Source organism: Stenotrophomonas sp. Sm6012 (assembly GCF_030985895.1).
Taxonomy (GTDB): domain Bacteria; phylum Pseudomonadota; class Gammaproteobacteria; order Xanthomonadales; family Xanthomonadaceae; genus Stenotrophomonas; species Stenotrophomonas forensis.
The window spans coordinates 19,221-41,508 of sequence record NZ_JAPTFX010000024.1; the positions used below are offsets into that span (position 1 = coordinate 19,221).

At 67.8% G+C, this 22,288-nt stretch carries 20 protein-coding genes; 11 read left to right on the forward strand and 9 right to left on the reverse strand.

What is annotated here, in order from left to right:
* Positions 1-3: 3 nt before the first annotated feature.
* Both O0J73_RS06795 and O0J73_RS06800 read right to left on the reverse strand, forming a co-directional pair.
* On the reverse strand, positions 4-678 hold the full coding sequence (locus O0J73_RS06795) for a class I SAM-dependent methyltransferase (protein WP_308308300.1): 675 nt from the start codon (positions 676-678) through the stop codon (positions 4-6).
* 78 nt (positions 679-756) lie between these two features.
* Positions 757-2,136: a PLP-dependent aminotransferase family protein gene (locus tag O0J73_RS06800; protein WP_197563759.1), complete on the reverse strand. Its 1,380-nt coding sequence runs from the start codon at positions 2,134-2,136 to the stop codon at positions 757-759.
* 133 nt (positions 2,137-2,269) lie between these two features.
* Between O0J73_RS06800 and O0J73_RS06805 the strand changes: the two genes are divergently transcribed.
* From O0J73_RS06805 to O0J73_RS06815, 3 genes are all read left to right on the forward strand, one after another.
* On the forward strand, positions 2,270-3,133 hold the full coding sequence (locus tag O0J73_RS06805; RefSeq protein WP_308308301.1) for a DMT family transporter: 864 nt from the start codon (positions 2,270-2,272) through the stop codon (positions 3,131-3,133).
* Positions 3,134-3,289: 156 nt separating this feature from the next.
* Positions 3,290-4,171 (forward strand): SDR family oxidoreductase, encoded by an 882-nt coding sequence (locus O0J73_RS06810; RefSeq protein ID WP_197563760.1) that lies wholly within the window; start codon positions 3,290-3,292, stop codon positions 4,169-4,171.
* Positions 4,172-4,209: 38 nt separating this feature from the next.
* A complete protein-coding gene (locus O0J73_RS06815) occupies positions 4,210-5,088 on the forward strand; it encodes a LysR family transcriptional regulator (protein WP_308308302.1) in 879 nt (292 codons plus the stop codon).
* 13 nt (positions 5,089-5,101) lie between these two features.
* Here O0J73_RS06815 and O0J73_RS06820 read toward each other — a convergent pair whose 3' ends face one another.
* Positions 5,102-6,001: a LysR substrate-binding domain-containing protein gene (locus O0J73_RS06820; protein ID WP_049457635.1), complete on the reverse strand. Its 900-nt coding sequence runs from the start codon at positions 5,999-6,001 to the stop codon at positions 5,102-5,104.
* Between the two features lie 106 nt (positions 6,002-6,107).
* Between O0J73_RS06820 and O0J73_RS06825 the strand changes: the two genes are divergently transcribed.
* A complete protein-coding gene (locus O0J73_RS06825) occupies positions 6,108-7,625 on the forward strand; it encodes an MFS transporter (protein ID WP_308308303.1) in 1,518 nt (505 codons plus the stop codon).
* Here the strand turns inward: O0J73_RS06825 and O0J73_RS06830 are convergent.
* Entirely contained in the window at positions 7,609-9,696 is a 2,088-nt protein-coding gene (locus O0J73_RS06830) for a TonB-dependent siderophore receptor (protein ID WP_004154700.1), read from the reverse strand. The two genes, O0J73_RS06825 and O0J73_RS06830, sit on opposite strands and share 17 nt — an antisense overlap.
* 331 nt (positions 9,697-10,027) lie before the next feature.
* Complete coding sequence (locus O0J73_RS06835; RefSeq protein ID WP_308308304.1) at positions 10,028-10,432, reverse strand: GFA family protein; 405 nt, start codon at positions 10,430-10,432, stop codon at positions 10,028-10,030.
* A gap of 171 nt (positions 10,433-10,603) precedes the next feature.
* Here O0J73_RS06835 and O0J73_RS06840 point away from each other — a divergent pair, with 171 nt between their 5' ends.
* Both O0J73_RS06840 and O0J73_RS06845 read left to right on the forward strand, forming a co-directional pair.
* Positions 10,604-11,578, forward strand: a complete 975-nt coding sequence (locus O0J73_RS06840; protein WP_308308311.1) for a DUF4105 domain-containing protein — start codon at positions 10,604-10,606, stop codon at positions 11,576-11,578.
* Positions 11,578-13,599 carry an alpha/beta hydrolase gene (locus tag O0J73_RS06845; protein WP_006422394.1) on the forward strand — a complete coding sequence of 674 codons (2,022 nt, stop codon included), beginning with the start codon at positions 11,578-11,580 and terminating at the stop codon, positions 13,597-13,599. The genes O0J73_RS06840 and O0J73_RS06845 overlap by 1 nt, the downstream gene beginning before the upstream one ends.
* An 86-nt stretch (positions 13,600-13,685) precedes the next feature.
* Here O0J73_RS06845 and O0J73_RS06850 read toward each other — a convergent pair whose 3' ends face one another.
* Complete coding sequence (locus tag O0J73_RS06850) at positions 13,686-15,107, reverse strand: MFS transporter (RefSeq protein ID WP_308308306.1); 1,422 nt, start codon at positions 15,105-15,107, stop codon at positions 13,686-13,688.
* Between the two features lie 29 nt (positions 15,108-15,136).
* On the opposite strand from O0J73_RS06850, the gene soxR reads away from it, so the two are divergent.
* Positions 15,137-15,571, forward strand: coding sequence for a redox-sensitive transcriptional activator SoxR (gene soxR, locus O0J73_RS06855; protein WP_008267329.1), 435 nt, complete (start codon positions 15,137-15,139; stop codon positions 15,569-15,571).
* A gap of 42 nt (positions 15,572-15,613) precedes the next feature.
* Here soxR and O0J73_RS06860 read toward each other — a convergent pair whose 3' ends face one another.
* Positions 15,614-16,216, reverse strand: coding sequence for a short chain dehydrogenase (locus O0J73_RS06860; protein ID WP_308308307.1), 603 nt, complete (start codon positions 16,214-16,216; stop codon positions 15,614-15,616).
* Between the two features lie 100 nt (positions 16,217-16,316).
* Here O0J73_RS06860 and O0J73_RS06865 point away from each other — a divergent pair, with 100 nt between their 5' ends.
* The gene (locus O0J73_RS06865) at positions 16,317-17,192 is read left to right on the forward strand and encodes a LysR family transcriptional regulator (protein WP_308308308.1); all 876 of its coding nucleotides are present in this window, start codon (positions 16,317-16,319) and stop codon (positions 17,190-17,192) included.
* Positions 17,193-17,231: 39 nt separating this feature from the next.
* Here the strand turns inward: O0J73_RS06865 and proC are convergent, their stop codons facing one another.
* Both proC and O0J73_RS06875 read right to left on the reverse strand, forming a co-directional pair.
* Positions 17,232-18,053, reverse strand: a complete 822-nt coding sequence (gene proC / locus O0J73_RS06870) for a pyrroline-5-carboxylate reductase (RefSeq protein WP_308308309.1) — start codon at positions 18,051-18,053, stop codon at positions 17,232-17,234.
* 18 nt (positions 18,054-18,071) lie between these two features.
* Positions 18,072-18,749, reverse strand: a complete 678-nt coding sequence (locus O0J73_RS06875) for a YggS family pyridoxal phosphate-dependent enzyme (RefSeq protein WP_308308310.1) — start codon at positions 18,747-18,749, stop codon at positions 18,072-18,074.
* An 87-nt stretch (positions 18,750-18,836) separates the two neighbouring features.
* On the opposite strand from O0J73_RS06875, the gene O0J73_RS06880 reads away from it, so the two are divergent.
* From O0J73_RS06880 to O0J73_RS06890, 3 genes are all read left to right on the forward strand, one after another.
* The gene (locus O0J73_RS06880; RefSeq protein ID WP_006422551.1) at positions 18,837-19,874 is read left to right on the forward strand and encodes a type IV pilus twitching motility protein PilT; all 1,038 of its coding nucleotides are present in this window, start codon (positions 18,837-18,839) and stop codon (positions 19,872-19,874) included.
* 78 nt (positions 19,875-19,952) lie between these two features.
* The gene (locus tag O0J73_RS06885; protein WP_049434422.1) at positions 19,953-21,116 is read left to right on the forward strand and encodes a PilT/PilU family type 4a pilus ATPase; all 1,164 of its coding nucleotides are present in this window, start codon (positions 19,953-19,955) and stop codon (positions 21,114-21,116) included.
* A 121-nt stretch (positions 21,117-21,237) separates the two neighbouring features.
* Positions 21,238-22,221, forward strand: a complete 984-nt coding sequence (locus O0J73_RS06890) for an aldo/keto reductase (protein ID WP_006422553.1) — start codon at positions 21,238-21,240, stop codon at positions 22,219-22,221.
* Positions 22,222-22,288 lie beyond the last annotated feature (67 nt).

Sequence of the window (22,288 nt, forward strand, 5' to 3'; positions counted from 1 at the left end):
GCATCAACCGGCGTAGGCCACCCAGCCCTTGAAAGTGAAGCCGGCGTAGAACAGTTCCACGTCGTCGAAGCCGGCCTCCTGCAGCAGCGCGACCTCCTGTTCGGGCGACAGCAACGGCAGCCGCTCGGCAATGGCTTCGATCGCGCGCTGTGCATCCAAGCGCGCAACGCCAGAGGCTTCTGCGAACGCCGCATAGCGCTGCAACCAGCGCAGCTTGCCGTCCGGATCCTGCGGCACGCTGTGGTGAGCGACCACCAGAGGGGCACCCGTGCGCAGTCGCTTGTGTAGTTCGCGCAGCGTATGCAGGCGTTGCGTGGCGTCGAGGAAGTGCAGGGTCAGCAGGCAGCTGGCGCCGTCGAACCGCACGTCCGGAGCATCGTCGATGTAGCCTTCCAGCAGTTCAACGCGTGCGTTCAACGGGCCCAGCGTCTGCTCGGCCAGCGCCAGCATCGGTGCGGCCGGGTCCACGCCCAGCAGCTGCCAGCCCGGTTGTGCCTCGGCAAAGGCTTTCAGCTCCAGGCCGCCACCGGCGCCCAGCACCAGCACGCGCCCCTGCTCGGGGACCCGTTCGGCCAGCAGCAGGCGACTCATCTGCTGCAGGGCGAGATAGCCCGGCACCTGGCGCAACGGGCCTTCGGCATAGCGGGCCACGGCCTGCGGATCGGAAAACGAGGACATGCGGGCATTCCTGCAACGGGGACTTACCACTGTACCGTGGCACGCAAGTGCCGGGGCCGCAGGGCACCGGCATCGCGTTCAGCGCAAGGCCTGCGCCAACACCTGCCAGATCCGCGGGTCCTGGCATTGCGAGACATTGAAGCGCAGGTAGTCGGCCGCGCGCTGCGACTGGCTGAAGGCGTTGCCCGGTGCCAGTACGATTCCCTCGCGCAGGCAGTGCCGCGCCAGGGCCGCGGCGTCGCGGCCATCGGGCAGCTGGCACCACAGGAACAGGCCGGCTTCGGGCAGCAGCCACGGGGTGATGCCCAGCGCGTGCAGTTTCCGCAGCGTATGCCGGCGTGCATCGGCCAGGCGCGAACGCACCGACTGCATGTGGCGACGATAACCACTGTCGGTCAGCGCGATGTGCATCAGCTGCATCGCCAGATGGCCGCCGCCGAAGCTGGTTGCCAGCTTCAGGTCGGTCAGCGCGTCGATCCAGTCGTGGCGCGCCGCGATATAGCCGCAGCGTGAGGCCGCCGACAGCGTCTTGGAAAAACTGCCGACGTGGATCACCCGCGACAGACCATCCAGCGCGGCAAGCCGGGGGGCGGGATGCAGCTCGAAGTCGGCGAAGATGTCGTCCTCGACGATGACCAGTTCGCTGTGCTCGGCCAGGCCCAGCAGGCGGTGAGCGGTGCTGGCGGAAAGCACGGCGCCGGTCGGGTTGTGCAGGCCCGAATTGGTGATGTACAGCCGCGGCGAATGTGCCTGCAGCGCTTGCGCAAACGCATCAAGGTCCGGCCCGGTGTGGGTGTACGGCACACCTACGGCCTGCACCTGATGTGCCTTCAGCAGCGCGTGGTAGTTGAAGTAGCTGGGGTCATCCACCAGCACGCAGTCGCCGGGCTTGAGCAGGAAGCGGCAGATCAGGTCGACCGCGTGCGTGCCCGATTCGGTCAGCAGGATCTGTTCCATCGGCGCGTCGATGCCCAGTGCAGCAGCACGCCGCTGCAGCAACTGGCGCAATGCGGGCAGACCGAGCGGGCCGGCGTAGTCGACCAGCTGCGATGCATCGACACGTGCCAGCCGGCGCAGGCCACGGCGCATGCCGTCCTGGTACAGCCAGTCGCTGGGCATCCAGCCGCAGCCCGGCTTGAGGTGGCCCGCGGGCGTTTCCAGCGATTGCCTCGATACCCACAGCGGGTCCACCACGCGATCCAGCCGCGGCTCCATCGCGGCCAGCGCCAGCGGTGCGGCCGGGCCACTGACGTAGAAGCCCGAACCCGCGCGCGCGCTGATCACGCCTTCCGCCGCCAGGCGCTCGTAGGCCTCGACCACGGTGGAAACCGATACGCCCATAGCCGCCGCCTGCGCGCGCACCGACGGCAGGCGGGAACCGGGGCCATCCACGCGCGCGCTGATGCGGGTGCGGACGGTCTGGATGACTGATTCGATGCGGGTGAGCGGACGCGACATGGCGGGACTGTAGTGGAAGTGTGGGCAGTACAGTTACTTGCGACTGTACTGGATTGTAGCTGGGGCGCACCCGGCGATGGATGTTCCCATGCAGGTTCCGCCGGGCGATGCCCGGCATGACAGGAATACAGGCGTGGAACGGTCAGCGAGCGGTTGGATCAATGGCTTCATCGGTGTGGTGATCTTCGCCGGCTCGTTACCGGCCACCCGCCTGGCGGTGCTTGAACTGGACGCCGGATTCGTCACCGCCGCACGCGCCACCATCGCCGCAGTGCTTGGCCTTGGCCTGTTGCTGCTGTTGCGCCAGCCCTGGCCGCGGCGCAGTGACCTGCCGGGGCTGGTGGTAGTCAGCCTCGGCGTGGTGGTCGGTTTTCCGCTGCTGACCGCGTTGGCGCTGCGCCATGCGTCATCGGCGCACACCATTGTGTTCGTCGGCCTGCTGCCACTGAGCACCGCACTTTTCGGGGTGTTGCGCGGTGGCGAGCGGCCGCGCCCGGCGTTCTGGCTGTTCTCGCTGCTGGGCAGCGCCTGCGTGGTCGGCTACGCAATGCGCAATGGCATCGAGGCCTCGCTGCAGGGCGACCTGCTGATGCTGGCCGCGATCCTTGCCTGCGGGCTTGGCTATGCCGAAGGCGGCCGGCTGGCCCGCCATCTCGGCGGCTGGCAGGTGATCAGCTGGGCACTGCTGCTGGCGTTGCCGGTGATGCTGCCGCTGAGCGTGGTGATGCGCCCGGCGTCGTTCGCCGCGGTGGGCGCGCCTGCGTGGTGGGCACTGGGCTACGTGGCGGTGTTCAGCATGCTGGTCGGCTTCCTGTTCTGGTACCGCGGGCTGGCCCAGGGCGGTATCGCGGCGGTCGGCCAGCTGCAGCTGCTGCAACCGTTCTTCGGACTGGCCCTGGCGGCGCTGCTGCTGCACGAAGCGGTCAGCGCCGGCATGGTGCTGGTGACGCTGGGCGCGGTGGTCTGCGTGGCCGGCGCGCGCCGCTTCAGCCGCTAGAAAAAGGGGACGGAGGGGATTAAGTCGCTATTGCCCCTTGTGCGCGGAAAGCGACTTAATCCCCTCCGTCCCCTTTTCTGGTGATAGCGCGGGCGTATCGTGGGCTGTGGTCAACGGTATTGGCCGGTGCCCCCGCCCGTGGTTGAAGCTGTGCGCATGCAACCTGTTTCCCGGATTTCCTTTGAAGGCCAGGTGGGGCTGGTGACCGGTGCCGCCGGTGGACTGGGCCTGGCCTACAGTCGCCTGCTGGCCGAGCGTGGTGCGCACGTGGTGATGCACGACGTCGGTGCCGGCACCGATGGGCGTGGCACCGATCCGCTGCGCATCCAGCACAGTGCCGAAGCGCTGCAGGCGCGAGGGCTGGCGGTGCAGGCTGTCAGTGATCCCATCGATCATCGTGCCGGTTGCCACGCGCTGGTGCAGGATCTGCTGCAGCAGCATGGCCGCATCGATTTCCTGATCCACAACGCTGGCTGGGTGGAGTACCAGGCGTTGGAAGCCATCGAAGACGATGCGCTGGAGCGGATGCTGTGCCTGGCCGCGAAGACACCCCTGTGGCTGGCACAGGCAGCGTGGCCGGCAATGCGCGCGGCGGGTGGTGGCCGCATCGTCATCACCACCTCCGATCGCGCGCTGTATCCGCAGTACGCACAGCGCGGTCTTTCCGCCTATGCGATGGGCAAGCTGGCCGCGCTCGGCCTGGTCAATGTGCTGGCACTGGAAGGTGCCGGGCACGGCATCGTGGTCAATGCGGTTTCGCCAGTGGCCAAGACGCGGATGTGGGGCATCGACGGCGAGCCGGACGAACTGCATCCGGAGGCAGTCGCGCAGGGCGTGGCCTTTCTGGCATCGACGCGCTGCCAGGACGGCGGGTGGGTGCTGCGTGCAAGCAACGGCCAGTTCCATGCGCTGCGGCTGCAGGAAGCGGAACATGTCGCATATCCGCGTGATCTGCGTGCGGTCAGCGCAGACAGCATCGAGTCGGTGGCCCTGCAGTGGCCGGCCATCGCCCGCGCCAGTGTGGATGCGCGCAGCTGAGGGCGTACCCTAGCCGGGTTCCCACCACCTGCATCGAGATGATCGACCTGCGCCTGCTCCGCCAGTTCGTGGCCGTGGCCGAAGAACTGCACTTCCACCGCGCCGCCGCCCGGCTGCACATGTCGCAGCCACCGCTGACGGCGGCAATACGGCGGCTGGAAGACGAACTGGGCAGTGAGCTGATCGTGCGTGGCAACCGTACCCTGGGCCTGACCGTCGCCGGGCAGACCTTGCTGGTGGAAGCGCGTGCGACGCTGCAGCAGGCCGAACAGGCGCTGCAGCGCACCCGTGAAGCCGCCGCAGGGCAGAGTGGCAGCCTGCAGGTGGGCTATGTCGGCAGCGCCCTGTACGGTCGGCTTCCTGGTTTGATCCGCCGCTTCCGCCAGCAGTATCCGCAGGTGCGGCTGCATCTGCAGGAGGCGACCTCACGCCAGCAGCAGCTGTGGCTGCGTGAGCAGCGCATCGATGTCGGCGTGTTGATTCCACCGATTCCTGCCGCCGAACTACAGTTGCACGACTTCGATCACGACCATCTGGCGATTGCGCTGCCGCGAGCGCATGCGCTGGCCGCGTTGCCCGAAGTGAGCGTGGCGATGCTGGCCGATGAACCCTTCGTGTCGTGGCCAGCGGGCGAGGGCATCGGCTTCCACGCACAGGTGCTGGGCCTGTGCACCGCGGCCGGATTCACTCCGCGCGTGGTGCAGGAGGCGCAGGGCATGCATGCAGTGCTGTCGCTGGTGGCAGTGGATGCGGGCGTGGCCATCGTGCCGGCCAGCATGAGCAGTTTCCGCCCGGAGGAGATCGTCTACCGGACGGTGGCCGGCGATGCAGCGCGCTTCGCCCTGCAGCTGTGCGTGCGCCCGGAGCAACCTTCGCCGGTGCTGTGCAATTTCCTGGACGCCGCGAACGCGAGCTGATCCTTCCGGCCGCCTATGCGTGTTCGCCCTGAAACAGATGCGCCACGGCGTAGTCGATGAATACCCGCAGGCGCGCGCTGGGGTGGCGCCCACCCGGCCATAGCAGCGAGAACTGCCCCTGGTGCGTGGGTAGCGCAGGCAGCACCCGTTGCAGTCGGCCGTCGGCCAGCGCGTCAGCGGCAAGGAAGTCCGGCATCCAGGCCAGGCCCATGCGCCCGATGGCGGCGGCCAGCAGCGCTTCCATGTTGTTGCAGGTCATCGCCGTCGGCAGGCCCGCTCCGGCATCGCCTTCAACGCCCGGCAGCTGCCACGGATGCAGCTTCCCGGTGGTAGGGTAGCGGAAGCGCAGCGCGGTATGCATGCGCAGGTCGCTCACATTACTGGGCGTGCCGTGCGCGTGCAGATAGCCGGGGGCCGCACAGAGCATGAAACGAAACCCGCCCAGCCGCCGTGCGGTCAGGCTGGAGTCGGCCAGCTCACCGCTGCGTATCACCGCGTCGAGGCCTTCGCTGACCACATCGACAATGCGGTCATTGAAATCCAGTTCCAGCTGCACCTGCGGATAACGCTGCTGAAAACCAGGCAGCACCGGCAGCAGGAAGCGATAGCCGATGGTCGGCAGTCCGATGCGCAGCAGCCCACTGGGCGCGTGCTGTCGCTGCGCCAGGTCCGCCTGCGCTTCGGAAAGCTCGTCCAGGGCACGCCGGCAGCGTTGCAGGAGCAGATCGCCCTCATCGGTGAGGTGTACGCGGCGGGTGGTGCGATGGAACAGGCGCGTACCCAGGTCCTGCTCGAGGCGGGCGATGCGCTTGCCCACCGCCGACGCGGACAGGCCGAGAACGCGGGCGGCACCGACGATGCTGCCTGCCTCCGCAGTGCGGACGAAGGCGAGCAGGGCAGAGATGGAGTCCATGCCGGCATGATTACGGAACATTAGGCCGCAATCAACGTCCATCGAGCCAGTTTTTCATCAATAACGGCCTGTCCATCATCAATGCCCCTGATGGATGGAGGCCCGCATGGCCCCGGTTTCGATGCTCCCCTTGCCTGTCCGTGCGCAGCAGCGCTGGACGCTGCTTGCCGTCTGCCTGGCCGCGCTGGCGTTGCCGTTGTCCTTCTCGGCCGGCGCGGTCGCGGTGCCGGTGCTGGCCCGTTCCGCGGCGGCCTCACCCACTGCGCTGGCCTGGGTGACCAATGCGTTCATGCTCACCTTCGGCAGCCTATTGCTCGCCGCCGGCGGCCTGGCCGACCGCTATGGCCGGCGGCGGCTGTTCCTGCTGGGTACGGCGGGCTTCAGCGCCGCCACAGCCGTGGTCTGCCTTGCGCCCACGCTGCTGTGGCTGGATCTGGCGCGCGGGCTGCAGGGCGTTGCCGCCGCAGCAGCGCTGGCGTCCGGCACCGCTGCATTGGCGCAGGCCTGGCAGGGACCGGCACGTGCCCGCGTCTTCGCTCTGCTGGGCACGACATTCGGTGCAGGGTTGGCACTGGGGCCGCTGCTTGCCGGCCTTCTGCTGCAGGCACTGGGGTGGCGCAGCGTGTTCGCCGCCGGGGGGGTGCTGGCGTTGGCGGCCTTCGTGCTGGGCGCGCGCGTGTTGCCTGAAAGCCACGGCGAGCGCGGACACCTGGACCTCGGCGGCATGCTCGGCTTCAGCCTGATGCTGGCGGCGCTGACCCTGGCCCTCCTGTGGCTGGGCGAATTCGGGCTGCATGCCCTGCGCGTGCAGCTGGCGCTGCTGGCGACGCTGCTGTTGGGCGGGGTGTTCGTCTGCATCGAACGGGTGCACCACTCACCGCTGCTGGACCTCTCATTGTTCTCGCAGCCGGCGTTCCTCGGTGTCCAGCTGCTGCCGGTGGCCACCTGCTTCGGCTACGTGGTGCTGCTGGTGGTACTGCCGCTGCAGTTGCTGGGCGTGCATGGGCAAAGCGCGACCGCGGTCGGATTGCAGATGCTGGCCCTGTCCGCGCCGATGCTGGTACTGCCGATGCTGGCCGCGCGCTGGGCCGAGCGTATCGGAAGTGCGCGGTTGTGCACGCTGGGCCTGCTGGTCTGCGCCACCGGCCTGTACCTGCTGTCGCGCCACGCGTCGCACCCGTCGCCCTCGCAGTGGGTGCCGTTGCTGATGCTGATCGGTGCCGGAACGGCCTTGCCGTGGGGCCTGATGGATGGGCTGTCGGTCAGCGTGGTGCCGGTGCAGCGTGCGGGGATGGCCGCCGGCATCTTCGGAACGGTGCGCGTAGCCGGCGAAGGCATCGCATTGGCCGCAGTGACCGCGTTGCTTGCGCTGCTGATCGGCCAGCGGCTGCAGGGCGCGTCACCCGCGTCGCTGGCCAGGGCCGGGGCGTATCTGGCGACCGGTGCGCATGCACAGGCGCAGGCGCTGCTTCCGGCGATGCGCGGCGCACACCTGCAGCAGGCCAGTGCCGAAGCGCTGGCGATACTGCTGCGGATGCTGGCGCTGCTGACCGCCGCCTGTGCCGCGCTGCTGCACGTACTGCTGCGGCGGCCAGCGTTGGCCGTGATCAGAACCGATAGGTGATGGTGCCGGTGACCACCCGCGGGTAGCCGGCGAAGCAGTCACCGAAGGTGCGGCACGGTGCGTAATAGCGCTTGTCGGTGAGGTTGGTGATGTTCAGCGCCATCGTCCAGTCGGTCACCTGCACTTCCACCAGGGCATCGGCCAGCGTGTAGCTGGGAGTGATGATGCGCCCGCCATTGCCCAGCGACACGGTATTGCCGACATGGCGCACGCCCAGGCCCAGGCGCAGGCGTGCGCCATCTTCCAGCGGGAAACCCTTCGAGACCCAGGCCGAGGCCAGGTCCTGCGGGGTGTCGTTGAGGCGTTGGCCCACTTCCAGCGCGAAGTTGCTGCGGCTGACTTCGGCCTCGTTGCGCGCAACGGCGGCGGTGATCGTCAGCTCGTTGGCGAACTGGAACTGGCCCTCCAGCTCCACACCCCTGGAGCGGATCTGCCCGGTCTGCACCACGTTCAGCACGTTGTCCGGGTCGTTGGTCTGCCGGTTGGTTTCGGTGATGCGGTACGCGGCCATCGTCAGCAGCAGGTTGCGCGCGGGTTGCCACTTGATGCCGGCCTCGGTCTGGCGGCCGCGCATCGGCTTGAAGGCCTGGCCGAACAGGTCCTGGCCGGCAACGGGCAGGAACGATTCGCTGTAGCTCAGGTAGGGCGATACCCCGGCGCCCAGTTCGCCGATCAGGCCGGCGCGATAGGTGGTGGCGTTGTCGGTCTGGCTGGGCTGGCCGTCGGTCTTCGAGCGTGCATGGTCGCGTCGTGCGCCCAGCACCAGTGAAACGCGGTCGGCCCAGCGGATCTGATCCTGCAGGTAGAGGCCGAGCTGGGTGGAGGTCTGGTCCGGCTGGCGCTCCCAGCCACGCACCGTCGGTGCCACCGACACCGGGGCGTAGATGTCGATCGGCGTGCCGGTGGCATCCAGGCGCTGCAGCTGCTCCCGGTACTGGCTGTAGTCGACGCCGGCCAGCAGCAGGTGCTGGAAGGCACCCGTGGCGAAGTCGAACTGCAGGGCGTTGTCGGCACTGAAGATCTGCACGTCGGGGCGGGTGCCGTAGGCGGTGCGGTTGACCACGCGACGTCCGGCATCGATGAAGGGATCGGCCGGGTTGCTGTAGCTGTCCACGTACATCTGCTGCAACGTGGTCTTGCCGTCGATGTAGCGCACGGCCGAGCGCAGGCTGAGCACGTCGTTGAAGCGGTGGTCGAACAGTGCGGTGAGGCTGTAGACGCGGGAGTCGATGCGGTCGAAGTCAGGGTCGCCGATGAACGTGGAGGGATCGAGGCGGCGCCCGGGGGGGGCCAGCAGCGTCGCTGCCAACGGCAGGAACTGCTGGCTGGAGCCGGTCCTGTCGTGCTGGTAGCTGGCCAGCAGGCTGAAGGTGCTGCGTTCGCCGCGCCAGCTGATCGAAGGCGCAAGGTAGACACGGTCGTCCTTGAGCGTATCGGTCTGCATGTTCGACTCACGCACCAGGCCGACGAAGCGCCCGGCAACCGTGCCGGCATCGTTCAACGCACCGCCGATGTCGCCCTGAAGCTGCCTGCGGTCGAAGCTGCCAAGCTGCACGCCTACCTCGCCCGCCACGTTGCCGAACGTCGGGCGCTTGCTCATCGCATTGATGATGCCGCCGGTGGCGCCTGCGCCGTACAGCACCGACGAAGGACCGCGCAGCACTTCCACACGCTCCAGGCCATAGATTTCCGGCCGCGCCAACGGACTGAACCCGTAACTGCGGCGGAGGCCATCCTGGTACTGCACCGGATCCAGGCCGCGTACCGAGGTGGCATCGTTGCGGGTATCCAGGCCCCACGCGTCGGCGGTGACGCCGGCGCTGTAGCGCAGCACTTCCTGCAGGTTGTGCGCGCCGCGATCGGTGAACAGCTGCTGGGTGACCACGCTGATCGCCTGTGGCGTCTGGGTCAGGGCGGTGTCGGTCTTGGTCGCGGTACTGGCACGCTCGGCCACCACGCTGACGCGGTCCAGGGTGCGGGGAGTCGGCGCGTCGTCGGCCAGTGCGGCGTGTGCAACGAGGCTGCCGGGCAGGGCGAGGGCAAGCGAGAGCAGCGTGCGGCGGGCGGGCATGGCGGTCGGTCCACGGAAGATCGCCGCGGATTATCGGGATTGCACTCCGTTGTTGCAAATGATTCTCAATGTCTTGTCATCGTCGAGACTTCGCCGCCTCACGCCCCCTATGCCGGCCAGCGCCTAGTCTCGGTTGTCCCCGTCCCCCACGGAGACCCGCCATGTGGCTGCTCGACCATCTCTGGCCTGGCCGCAGGCCCCTTCCTCCCCCGGTCGCTGCCGAGCCGCAGGCTGCGCCCCGCCGGCCTTGGCTGAAACGCCCCGCACGCGCCGGTCGCAGTGGCATGGCACCCTGGCAGAAAGTGGCGGCACCGCTGCGACGCACGCGGCACTAGGCGATGCGGTCGGCCGGGTGATTGACGCCATCGTTGACCGGAATCACGCCCAGCGCGAACGGATCGATGCCCTCCAGGCAGGCCACGTTGTAGCCGTACTGCTCGGGATTGGAACGACGCCGGTGGTGGGTGTAGATGCCGCACACACCGCAGAAGTAATGCTCGGCCACATGCGTGTTGAACTGGTACAGCCGCAGGTGGTTCTGCCCGCGCACCACCTGCAGGCCCGCACGGGTCACGCTGGCGGCGATGGCGCCACGGCGCCGGCACATCGAGCAGTCACAGCGGCGTGGGTCGACGATGCCGTCCGGCAGATCCAGCAGCAGTTCGACCGTGCCGCAGTGGCAGGTTGCGCGGTGCCGGGGTTGGACCGGAACGCCGGCCACGGATGTGATGCCCATCATTGCTCCTGTGAGGTGAACCTGGCTTCGGGCGCCGCCGACGACGGTGCGCCGGCCTGGCTGAACGGGCCGTAGATGCCACGCTGAACCGGCTTGTGGCTAACTATGCGGCTTGAACACCGCCCCAGGATGCCAGTGAACACCGCAGGACGTTGGATGACAGGAAGTGCCATGGCGCTGGCGGCGCTGTGGGTGACCGGGCTGCTGGCCTACCAGCTGCCGGGGCCGGGTGCGCTGGCCACGACGGTGGCCGTGCTGTGGCTGCTGGTTGCGCTGTGGGCATCGTGGCGGGTCGCACGCGGCCGAGGCAACCGCCGGCTGGGCCTGGCGTTCGGCGCGGCACTGGCGCTGGCCGCGCTGTGGTGGCTGCTGCTGACGCCGCGCCAGGACCGCGTGTGGGCCGATGACGTGGCCCAGCGCCTGCATGTGGTTTCCTTCGACGGGCGTCGCGTGGTGCTCGACAACGTGCGTGATTTCACCTGGCGCAGTGAAACCGACTATGACGCGCGCTGGGTGCGCCGCGAGTACGACCTGGACCAGCTGCGTTCGGCCGATCTGGTGCTGTCGTACTGGATGGGCCCGGCAATCGCCCACACGCTGATCTCGTTCGGCTTCGACGATGGCCGCCACGTGGTGTTCTCGCTGGAGATCCGCAAGGAACGGGGTGAATCGTTCTCGGCGCTGGGCGGCTTCTTCCGCAAGTTCGAGATGACCCTGGTGGCCTCCGAGGAGACCGACATCATCCGCACCCGCACCAATGCGCGGGGCGAGGATGTCTACCTGTACCGCCTGCACGGCATGGACCGCACGCAGCTGAAGGAACTGTTCGCCGCCTACATCGAGCAGGCGCGCGAACTGGATGCGAAGCCGGGCTTCTACAACACGCTGACCAGCAACTGCACCACCATCGTCTTCGACCTGGCCCGCCACATCGCACCGCGCCTGCCGCTGGATTATCGCCTGCTGCTGTCGGGCTATCTGGCCGAGTACGCGCAGGAGGTCGGCGCGCTCACCCCGGGCGTGCCGTACGCCGAGCTGCATGACAAGGGCCGCATCACCCAGCGTGCGCTGGACCTGGGTGACGGCGCGCAATTCTCCACCGTAATCCGCCAGGGCGTGCCCGGCACCGAGCAGGATCCGCAGTAATGACCCAACGCCCCCCGACCCGCTGGCAGCGCCTGCTGCCGGTGTTGTTCGCCGCCTTCCTGCTGCTGGGCAGCAGCGGCTGCGCGATGGTTACCGTCAAGCAGGTCACGTCCAGTGATTCGCTGGTCAACAAGCGCGCCGACGTGCTCAACACCGGCAAGCTCAGCCCGGCCGCGCGCGAGACGCTCAGCGCGGCAGGCCTGGACGAATCGCAGTGCGAAAAGGACTTCCTGGTCTGCCGCAGCACGCTGCTGATGACCGATGACCTCAACGTCGAACAGCGGCTGTCGGCGCTGTCCGAACTGTGGGTGAAGGCGGCACTGGCGCTGACCCCGAAGAAGACTGCGGCCGGCGATCCGCCGATGAGCGATGCCGCGCTGGACGCCTGGCTGGAAGCGGCGCGTTACGCCTATGCGTACCTGTTCTACAGCGGCCGTTCGCCGTCTGACCGCGCCTTCGAGGACCGGCAGACGCAGGTGCGCGACTACTACAACTACGCAGCCGAGAAGGCGGCGGTGGTGCTGTTCGTGCGCGCGCGTGCGTCTGCGCTGGCCGGTGAGGACTACACGAAGCCGATCTCGGTCGGCAGCTGGTCACTGGCCTCCAACTACCAGCAGCTGGCCCTGAAGAGCATTCCCGCGCAGCTGGTGCCGGCCGGAACGGTCAGCTTCGTCGGCCTGCGCAGCACCTATCGCCGCGATGGCTTCGGTGCCGAACTGGTGATGGTGATGGACCCGCCGAAGCTGGTCGCGCCGGTGATCGCGCCGGATGGCCCGAAGGCCGAGACGACGCAGGACGACGAAGACGATGCGCACCGTGGCCGCCGCCATCGCCATGACGATTCGGTGCCCGAGTTCAGCGAAATGTCCTCGATCAACGTCACCGCGCTGCTGCGCTTCGAGGGCAGCAGCCTGGACGACGTGATGCGCACGCGCCGGGTCGAGCTGGATGCCTACTCGCCGGAAGCCACCGAGCGCATCAGCCTGCACGGCGAGCAGGTGCCGTTGGCCGGTAATTTCACTGCCGCCTATGGCCTGTGGCTGGCGCAGAGCGGCTTTGCCCGGCAGTCGCTACGCACCCTGTTCGGCATGAGCGAGGGCATCGGTGAGCCGCACATCTACCTGATGCAGCCGTGGGACCCGAACCGCCGCATCATCTTCATGCTGCATGGCCTGGCCAGCAGCCCGGAGGCCTGGGTGAACCTGGCCAACGAGATCATGGGCGACCCCGAGCTGCGCCAGCAGTTCCAGGTGTGGCAGGTCTATTACCCGACCAATGCGCCGATCGCGCTGAACCGCTATGAGATCGCCAATGCGTTCAATGACACGCTGAAGCACTTCGACCCCGATGGCAGCACGCGGGCATCGAAGGACATGGTCTACATCGGGCACAGCATGGGCGGCGTGCTGGCCCGCCTGCTGGTCAGTGATTCCGGCGATGTGCTGTGGAATGACCTGCTGGCCAACTACGACCTGAAGGGCGAGCGCCTGAAGCGCGTGCAGGCCAAGCTGGGGCCGCTGCTGCACTTCAAGGCGCAGCCGAACGTGGAGCGTGCGATCTTCATCGCCGCACCGCACCAGGGCACCGATATCGCCGGCAACAAGGTCGGGCGCCTGATCGGCCGGCTGGTGCGCCTGCCGCTGACGATTCTCGGCAAGTTCGAGGATGTGTTCATGGCGCTGGCACAGGCCGAGCAGCAGGTCGACGGCACCGCCAAGCCGAAGATTCCCAACAGCATCGACAACCTCAAGGCCAGCGATCCATTCGTGAAGGCGGCCGCGCAGCTGCCGATCGAGACCGGCTTGAAGTACCACTCGATCATCGCCCAGCGCAAACCGGAACTGCCGGTGGAGAAGTCCGATGACGGGCTGGTGCCGTACTGGAGCGCACACCTGCCGGGCGCACTGTCGGAGAAGGTGATCATCTCCGGCCACAGCGTGCAGGAGACCCCGCAGGCGGTGCTGGAAGTACGGCGCATCCTGCACCGGGACATCGACGACGTGGGCACCGGTAGCCGGTAGTGCCGGCTGCTGGCCGGCATCACCACGGTATTCCTGTTTGCGTGAAAGCTGCGGGCCAGCGGCCGGCACTACCGAGCGCTGCCGCCCTACACCCGCCGTGCGATCACCGTCGCCAGCACCGCCAGGCCGCAGGTGATCGCCAGGCACAGCACATAACCGGTGTGCGGCGCGGTTTCCACGAACAGCGCGAACAGTGCACCGGACACCGCCAGCGCGGTGGTCACCGACAACGCCTCGCTCAGCTGCAGGGCCGACGTGTTGGCGCCCTGCTCATGCGGCGCCGACAGCGAAAGCGTCAGCACCGACAGGCTGGCGTAGATCATGCCCATGCCGAAGCCGGTCACCGCCCAGCCGACCAGCGCCACCGGCAGTGGCACGGGGTTGAACAGCACCGCCAGCGTGGCGACGATGCCGACCGTCATCATCGCCGTGCCCACGCGCAGCAGCTGCTGGCGTGACCAGCCGCGCTGCTGGTGGCCCTGCAGCCAAGAGCCGGCAAACCAGCCCAGCGCGCCGAGGCTGAGCACCGCACCGGCCCAGCTCGGCGAGAGCCCGCGCTCGCGTTGCAGCAGCAGCGGCAGATAGGCCTCGCAGGCAAAGAAGGCCGCAGCGGCGACGCCACGCAGCGCGATCACACTGGGCAGGCCACGGCGCAGCACCAGCGTTCCGGTCGGAAGCAGGCGGTGCACGCAGAACAGCAGCGCCAGCATCGCAGCGCCGATGCAGAGCAGCGCCGGCAGGCCCTGCTGCTGGCCGCCGAAGTACAACAGCAGCGCAGCCAGCGAGGCCCCGCTGGCCCAGCGCACCACATTGCCGCGTCCATCGTCGCTGTCGCCGACCGAGGTAGGCTGCATGCGCGCCAGTGCCGGGCGCAGCAGCAGGGCAGCGGGAACCGCCAGCAGCGGCACCGCCAGGAACACCCAACGCCAGCCCAGATGCTGCACGATCAGGCCGCTCAACGCCGGGCCGATCATCGACGGCACCACCCAACCTGCGGAGAAGGCCGCAAACACTTTCGGCCGAAGGTGCTCGGGGTAGCTGCGGCCGACGATCACATACAGCGAAACCGAAATCGCGCCTGCACCCAGCCCCTGCAGCAGGCGCCCGGCGACCAGCATGCCCATGCGCATTGCAAAGCCGGCCAGCAGCAGGCCCAGTACGAAACAGGCCAGGCCGTACCATAGCGGTCGCGCCGGACCGTGGCGATCGGCCCAGCGCCCGGCCAGGGTCATGCCGATCACACTGGTGGCGAGGGTGCCGCCGAACGCCAGCGCATACAGGCGCAGGCCATCGAGCGCTTCGGCCACGGTGGGCATCGCGGCGGCCACGGCCAGTGCTTCGAAGGCGTGCAGCGCGACCAGCGCGACCATGCCGATGGTGGTGGCGCGGTAGCGGGCGGACAGGATCGAAGTATCGGCCGGCACAGGGGTATCGGCGGGGGAGAGCATGCTAGTCATACAGATGGGCTGCGGGCCGCGCTTGTCAACCGGCGGCGAAGATAGCAGCATGACACCTCAACCATAGTTGAGGTCAAGTGATGGCGTCCCAGGAACTGAGCGTTGGCGAAGTCTCCCAGCGCAGTGGCGTAGCGGTTTCCGCGCTGCACTTCTACGAGCGCAAGGGGCTGATCAGCAGCCTGCGCACCTCCGGCAACCAGCGCCGCTACAGCCGTGACGTGCTGCGCCGGCTGGCGGTGATCCGCGTGGCACAGCGCGTGGGCATGCCACTGGAAGCGGTGGGCCGTGCCTTCGAGAGCCTGCCCGAGGGGCGTGCGCCGACCAAGGCCGACTGGGCCAAGCTGTCCGCGCGCTGGCGCACCGAGCTGGAAGCGCGCATCCACATGCTGCAGCTGCTGCGCGATGAACTGACCGGCTGCATCGGCTGCGGCTGCCTGTCGCTGAAGCGCTGCCGCCTGGCCAACCCGGAAGACATCCTCGGCGAACGCGGCGACGGCCCGATGCGCTGGGAATGAAAAACGGAACGGAGTAGGTGCCGACCTTGGTCGGCACGCGTGTTACCAGACGGTGATCGTTTCGCCACTCTGGATGCCTTCCACCGCGCGCTGGAAGGCCAGCGCCGCGCGCTGTGAGCTCACCGCTTCGAAGCCGGGGAAGTAGGGGCCATAGGCCGCCATCGATTCGATCAGTACGTTCGGGCTGACCACGTTGATGCGCAGGCCGCGCGGCAGCAGCTCCAGCGCCGCCGCGCGCACGAAGCCTTCCAGCGCGGCGTTCACCGAGGTGGCGTTGGCACCATCGCGGATCGGCTGGGCGCTGACGATGCCGCTGGTCAGGGTGATCGAACCACCGGCGTTCAGATGGTGCTGCGCGGCCAGGGCCAACCGCACCTGGCCCAGCAGCTTGTCCTGCAGGCCGATGTTGAACTGCTCGGGTGTCATCTCCTGCAGTGGGCCGAAGTGCAGCTTGCCGGCGGTGGAGATCACCGCATCGACCGGGCCGGTGCGGGCGAACAGTTCGGCAACGCTGGCGTCGTCGGTCAGGTCGACCCGCAGTTCGCCGCTGTGGCGGCCGGCGGCGAGGATCTGGTGCTGCTGGCCGAGCTGGCGGGCGACCGCCTGGCCGAGGGTGCCGCTGGCACCGACGAGGAGGATCTTCATGGCCGTTCCTTGCGAGTGGGCGAATGAGCGCAGTCTGCGCGCTCACGGCACGGTTAAGTAAGTGGCGTATGCTTCGCAGATTCCTAACCTGGGGTTAGTAATGGATACGCTTCGCTGCATGCAGGCCTTCGTCGCCGTGGCCGAGCGCGGCAGCTTTGCCGGCGCCGCTGAACAGTTGCAGGTATCGGCGGTGATGGTCGGCAAGTACGTCCAGCAGCTGGAGGTGCACCTGGGCACTGCGCTGCTGCAACGGAACACCCGCCGCCAGCGCCTGACCGAAGCCGGCAGCGCCTACCTGGCCGGGTGCCGGCAGGTGCTGGAACAGGTGCAGCAGGCCGAAGCCGATGTGGCCGGCCTGCAGGTGCAGCCGCGTGGCCTGCTGCGGGTCAGCGCGCCGAGCACCTGGGGCAGCTGCGTGCTGGCCCCGCAACTGGCTGCCCTGCTGCGGGCACAGCCGCAGTTGAACATCGAGCTGGACCTGAGCAACCGCCGCGTGGACCTGATCGAGGATGGATTCGACGTGGCGATCCGGGTCGGGCCGCTGCCGTCGCAGGAGGTGGTGGCACGGCCGTTGCCGCCGTATGCGATGAGCCTGTGCGCGGCGCCGTCGTACCTGCGCCGGCGCGGCACGCCGCGTACGCCGGCGGATCTGCAAGGGCATGACTGCCTGAGCCATCTGGCCTGGCGTGGTGGCCATGGCTGGCAGCTGGCCAACGGCGAACAGGTGGATTGGGAAGCGCGGTTGACCTGCAATGATGGCGTTGCACTGCGCGAAGCCGCAGTGGCCGGCGCGGGGCTGGTGCTGCAGCCGACGGCACTGCTGGCGGGTGAAATCGCGGCAGGGCGGTTGAAGCCGCTGCTGCGCGACTATCTGCCCGAACCGCGGCCGATGCACCTGATCTACCTGCCCGACCGTCGGCCGCGCCCGCGGTTGCAGTGCTTCGTCGATTTCGTCATGGCCACATTGGGGCGATGATGACGGTGGGTGCCGACCGTTGGTCGGCACACATCGAGATCAATCATTCGCCGCAGACAATTCCTGCCCGCGCACCTGCGCGGCGCGCAGCGCCTTGTCCACCAGGGCCTCAAATCCACCAGCCTGGAAGCTCTCGATCGCCGCCTGGGTGGTGCCGTTCGGCGAAGTCACGCGGCGGCGCAGTTCGGCCGGGCTTTCGCCGGCTTCATCCAGCATGCGCGATGCGCCCAGCAGGGTCTGCACCACCAGCGCACGCGCGGCATCGGCCGGCAGGCCTTGCGCGATGCCGGCCGCTTCCATCGCTTCGGCCAGCAGGAACACATAGGCCGGCCCGCTGCCTGAAACGGCGGTGACCGAATCCATCAGCGTTTCGCTGTCGATCCACACCGTGCGCCCGGCACTGGCCAGCACCTGTTCGGCCTTCGCGTGCTGCTGCGCATCCACCGATGGCGTCGCGTACAAGCCGGTCACGCCGGCACCGAGCAGGGCGGGGGTGTTGGGCATTGCACGCACGACTTCCAGATCTCCGCCCAGCCAGCGCTCCAGCTGCGCGCTGGTGATGCCTGCGGCGATCGACACCACCAGCGGGCGCTGTGCCTGTGCCAGTGCCTGCAGCGACTGGCAGACGTCGCGCAGTACCTGCGGCTTCACCGCCAGCAGCCAGGTGCGGCCCTGCGCGGCGGCATCGGCCGCGTTGTCATGCACCTGCACGCCGAAGTCGGCGGCCAGCGCCTGGCGCAGCTCGGCCACCGGTTCGGCCACGTGGATGTGCGCGGCGGGCACGCCCTGGCGGATCAGGCCGGCAATCAGGCTGCGGGCCATGTTGCCGCCGCCGATGAAGGTGATGGAATCAGCTGCCATGGAAGTCTCCTTGGAAAGTCAGGCCGGGCGCGGACGCGCGCCGAACAGGGCGGTACCGATGCGCACCAGGGTGGCGCCCTCGGCGATGGCATCGGCGTAGTCGCCGCTCATGCCCATCGACAGGGTGTCGACCTGCGCGTACTGGGCCGCCAGCGTCTGGAAAAGTGTGCGCATGCGCACGAATGCGTCGCGGCGTCGTTCGGCCTCGGGCCACGGCGCGGGAATCGCCATCAGGCCGCGCAGGCGCAGGCCGGGTTCGGCGGCAATCGCGGCAGCGAGTGTATCGACCTCGTCCGGCGCACAGCCGTGCTTGCTGGATTCGTCGTCGATGTTGACCTGGATCAGCACGTTCAGCGGCCCGCGCGCTGCAGGGCGATGGCGTGCCAGCGCGGTCACCAGCTTGAGCCGGTCCACGCTCTGCACCCAGTCGAAGTGGCTGGCCACGGCATCGGCCTTGTTCGACTGCAGGTGGCCGATCAGGTGCCACTCCAGCGCCAGGTGCTGCAGCGCCTGCATCTTGGCCAGTGCTTCCTGCACGTAGTTCTCGCCGAAGGCATGCTGGCCCTGCGCGGCCAGCGCAGCCACCGCCGCGGCCGGCTGGGTCTTGGACACCGCCAGCAGGCGTGGGTCGGGCCTGCCAGCGGCCTCGGCGGCCGCATGCAGGTTGCTCAGGATCTGGGGCAGGGGAGTGGCCACGTAACGCGTTCCGTTGAATCAGGAGGCTATACTGCCGCCCGGGGAAAGATCCTTCCAGTCGAAGCCGTTATTGGGGAGTAGCCGCTCATGGATATCGCCGAGCTGTTGGCGTTTTCCGTAAAGAACAAAGCGTCCGACCTGCACCTGTCCGCAGGCCTGCCGCCGATGATCCGCGTGGACGGCGACGTGCGCCGGATCAACATCCCAGCCCTGGACCACAAGCAGGTCCACGCGCTGGTGTACGACATCATGTCCGACAAGCAGCGCCGCGATTACGAGGAATTCCTCGAAGTGGACTTCTCCTTCGAGATTCCGTCGCTGGCGCGCTTCCGTGTGAATGCGTTCAACCAGAACCGTGGCGCCGGTGCGGTGTTCCGTACCATTCCGTCCGAAGTGCTGACCCTGGAAGACCTGGCCTGCCCGCCGCTGTTCCGCGAAGTGATCCAGCAGCCGCAGGGCCTGATCCTGGTGACCGGCCCGACCGGCTCGGGCAAGTCGACCACGCTGGCGGCGATGATCGACTACATCAACAAGAACGAATACGGCCACATCCTCACCGTCGAGGATCCGATCGAATTCGTGCACACCTCGCAGAAGTGCCTGATCAACCAGCGCGAAGTGCACCGCGACACGCACGGCTTCAACGAAGCGCTGCGTTCGGCGCTGCGTGAGGACCCGGACATCATCCTGGTGGGCGAACTGCGCGACCTGGAAACCATCCGCCTGGCGCTGACCGCGGCGGAAACCGGCCACCTGGTGTTCGGCACCCTGCATACCAGTTCGGCGGCCAAGACCATCGACCGCATCATCGACGTGTTCCCGGCCGGCGAAAAGCCGATGGTGCGTTCGATGCTGTCCGAGTCGCTGCGTGCGGTGATCTCGCAGGCACTGCTGAAGAAGGTGGGCGGCGGTCGTACCGCAGCGTGGGAAATCATGGTCGGCACCCCGGCCATCCGTAACCTGATCCGCGAGGACAAGGTCGCGCAGATGTACTCGGCCATCCAGACCGGCCAGCAGTACGGCATGATGACCCTGGACCAGCACCTGCAGGACCTGGTCAAGCGCAGCCTGATCACCCGCAACCAGGCCCGCGACTACGCCAAGGACAAGCGCCTGTTCGAGTAAGGCGGGGCAGCAACGGGGCGGCGTGCGCCACGGCGCCGCCGTTCCGTGCCGTTTCCTCCATCGACCGTTTCCTGGTACATGCCCCATTGGGAGCCCGCCGTGAACACCACCGCGACCACCATCGATTTCACTTCGTTCCTCAAGCTGATGGCGCACCAGCGCGCCTCGGACCTGTTCATCACCGCCGGCATGCCGCCGGCGATGAAGGTCAACGGCAAGATCTCGCCGATCACCCAGACCCCGCTCACGCCGCAGCAGAGCCGCGACCTGGTGCTCAACGTGATGACGCCGGCGCAGCGCGAGGAATTCGAGAAGACCCACGAGTGCAACTTCGCCATCGGCCTGTCCGGTGTCGGCCGCTTCCGTGTCAGCTGCTTCTACCAGCGCAACCAGGTCGGCATGGTGCTGCGTCGCATCGAGACGCGCATTCCAACCGTGGAAGAGCTGAGCCTGCCGCCGATCATCAAGACGCTGGCGATGACCAAGCGCGGCATCATCCTGTTTGTCGGTGCCACCGGTACCGGTAAATCGACCTCGCTGGCAGCGATGATCGGTTACCGCAACCAGAACTCGACCGGCCACATCATCACCATCGAAGACCCGATCGAATTCGTGCACAAGCACGAGGGCTGCATCATCACCCAGCGCGAGGTCGGCATCGATACCGACAGCTGGGAAGCGGCGCTGAAGAACACCCTGCGCCAGGCGCCGGACGTGATCATGATCGGCGAGGTGCGTACCCGCGAAGGCATGGACCACGCCATCGCGTTTGCCGAAACCGGCCACCTGGTGCTGTGCACCCTGCATGCCAACAACGCCAACCAGGCGATGGACCGCATCGTCAACTTCTTCCCGGAAGACCGCCGCAACCAGCTGCTGATGGACCTGTCGCTGAACCTCAAGGGCGTGGTCGCGCAGCAGCTGATTCCTTCGCCCGATGGCCGCTCGCGCAAGGTGGCGATGGAGATCCTGCTGGGCACGCCGCTGGTGCAGGACTACATCCGCGACGGCGAGATCCACAAGCTGAAGGAAGTGATGAAGGATTCGGTCCAGCTGGGCATGAAGACCTTCGACCAGAGCCTGTTCGAGCTCTACCAGGCCGGCGAGATCAGCTACGAGGACGCGCTGCGCTACGCCGATTCGCAGAACGAAGTGCGCCTGCGCATCAAGCTCAGCCAGGGTGGCGACGCGCGCACCCTGTCGCAGGGGCTGGATGGCGTGGAGATCTCCGAGATCCGGTGACCCGGCCGGCGCCGGTTGTGGCTGGATTGATGAATTCCAGTCATGACCGACTGCCATCCCGTCGGTTCAATCCTTCGGCCGTGCAGGCGTATCGTCAGCGCTCCCCCTCTGGAGCACGACGATGCAGACACGTGAACTCGGCCGCAGCGGCCTGAAGGTTTCCGCCCTGGGCCTGGGCTGCATGGGCCTGAGCCATGGCTATGGCCAGCCGGTCGAGCGCAGCCAGGGCATCGCCCTGCTGCAGGCCGCCGTTGAACGCGGCGTGACCTTCTTCGACACCGCCGAGGTGTACGGCCCGTACACCAACGAAGATCTGCTTGGCGAGGCGTTGGCGCCGTACCGCGACAGGCTGGTGATCGCCACCAAGTTCGGCTTCAAGGATGCGCGCGTCGACACCGGCCTGGACAGCCGCCCGGAGAACATCCGTGCGGTGGCCGAGGCCAGCCTCAAGCGCCTGCGTACCGACCATATCGACCTGTTCTACCAGCACCGCGTCGATCCGAACGTGCCGATCGAGGATGTCGCCGGCACCGTGCGTGACCTGATCGCCGAAGGCAAGGTCGGTCACTTCGGGCTGTCCGAGGCCAGTGCCGCCACCGTGCGCCGCGCGCATGCGGTGCAGCCGGTTGCTGCCGTGCAGAGCGAGTACTCGCTGTGGTGGCGCGAGCCCGAGCGCGAGCTGCTGCCGACCCTGCAGGAACTGGGCATCGGCTTCGTGCCGTTCAGCCCGCTGGGCCGTGGCTTCCTGACTGGCGCGATCAGCGCCGACACCACCTTCGACGCCAACGATTTCCGCAACACCGTGCCGCGTTTCGAGGTGGAAGCGCGCCGCGCCAACCAGGCCCTGGTCGATCGCATCAGCACGATCGCCGCGGCACGTGGCGCCACACCGGCGCAGGTGGCGCTGGCCTGGCTGCTGGCGCAGGCGCCGTGGATCGTGCCGATTCCGGGCACCACCAAGGTCCACCGCCTGGACGAAAACCTGGGCGCGGCCGCACTGCAACTGGCGCCGGAGGAACTGCAGCGCATCGCACAGGCGCTGGATGAAGTGTCGATCGTCGGCGAGCGCTACAACGCGCAGCGCGCCGCCCAGGCCAAGGGCTGATCACCCAGTGGGCGCGGGCCGTTGAAGGTGGGTGCGGACCGTTGGTGGTGGGTGCGGACCGTTGGTC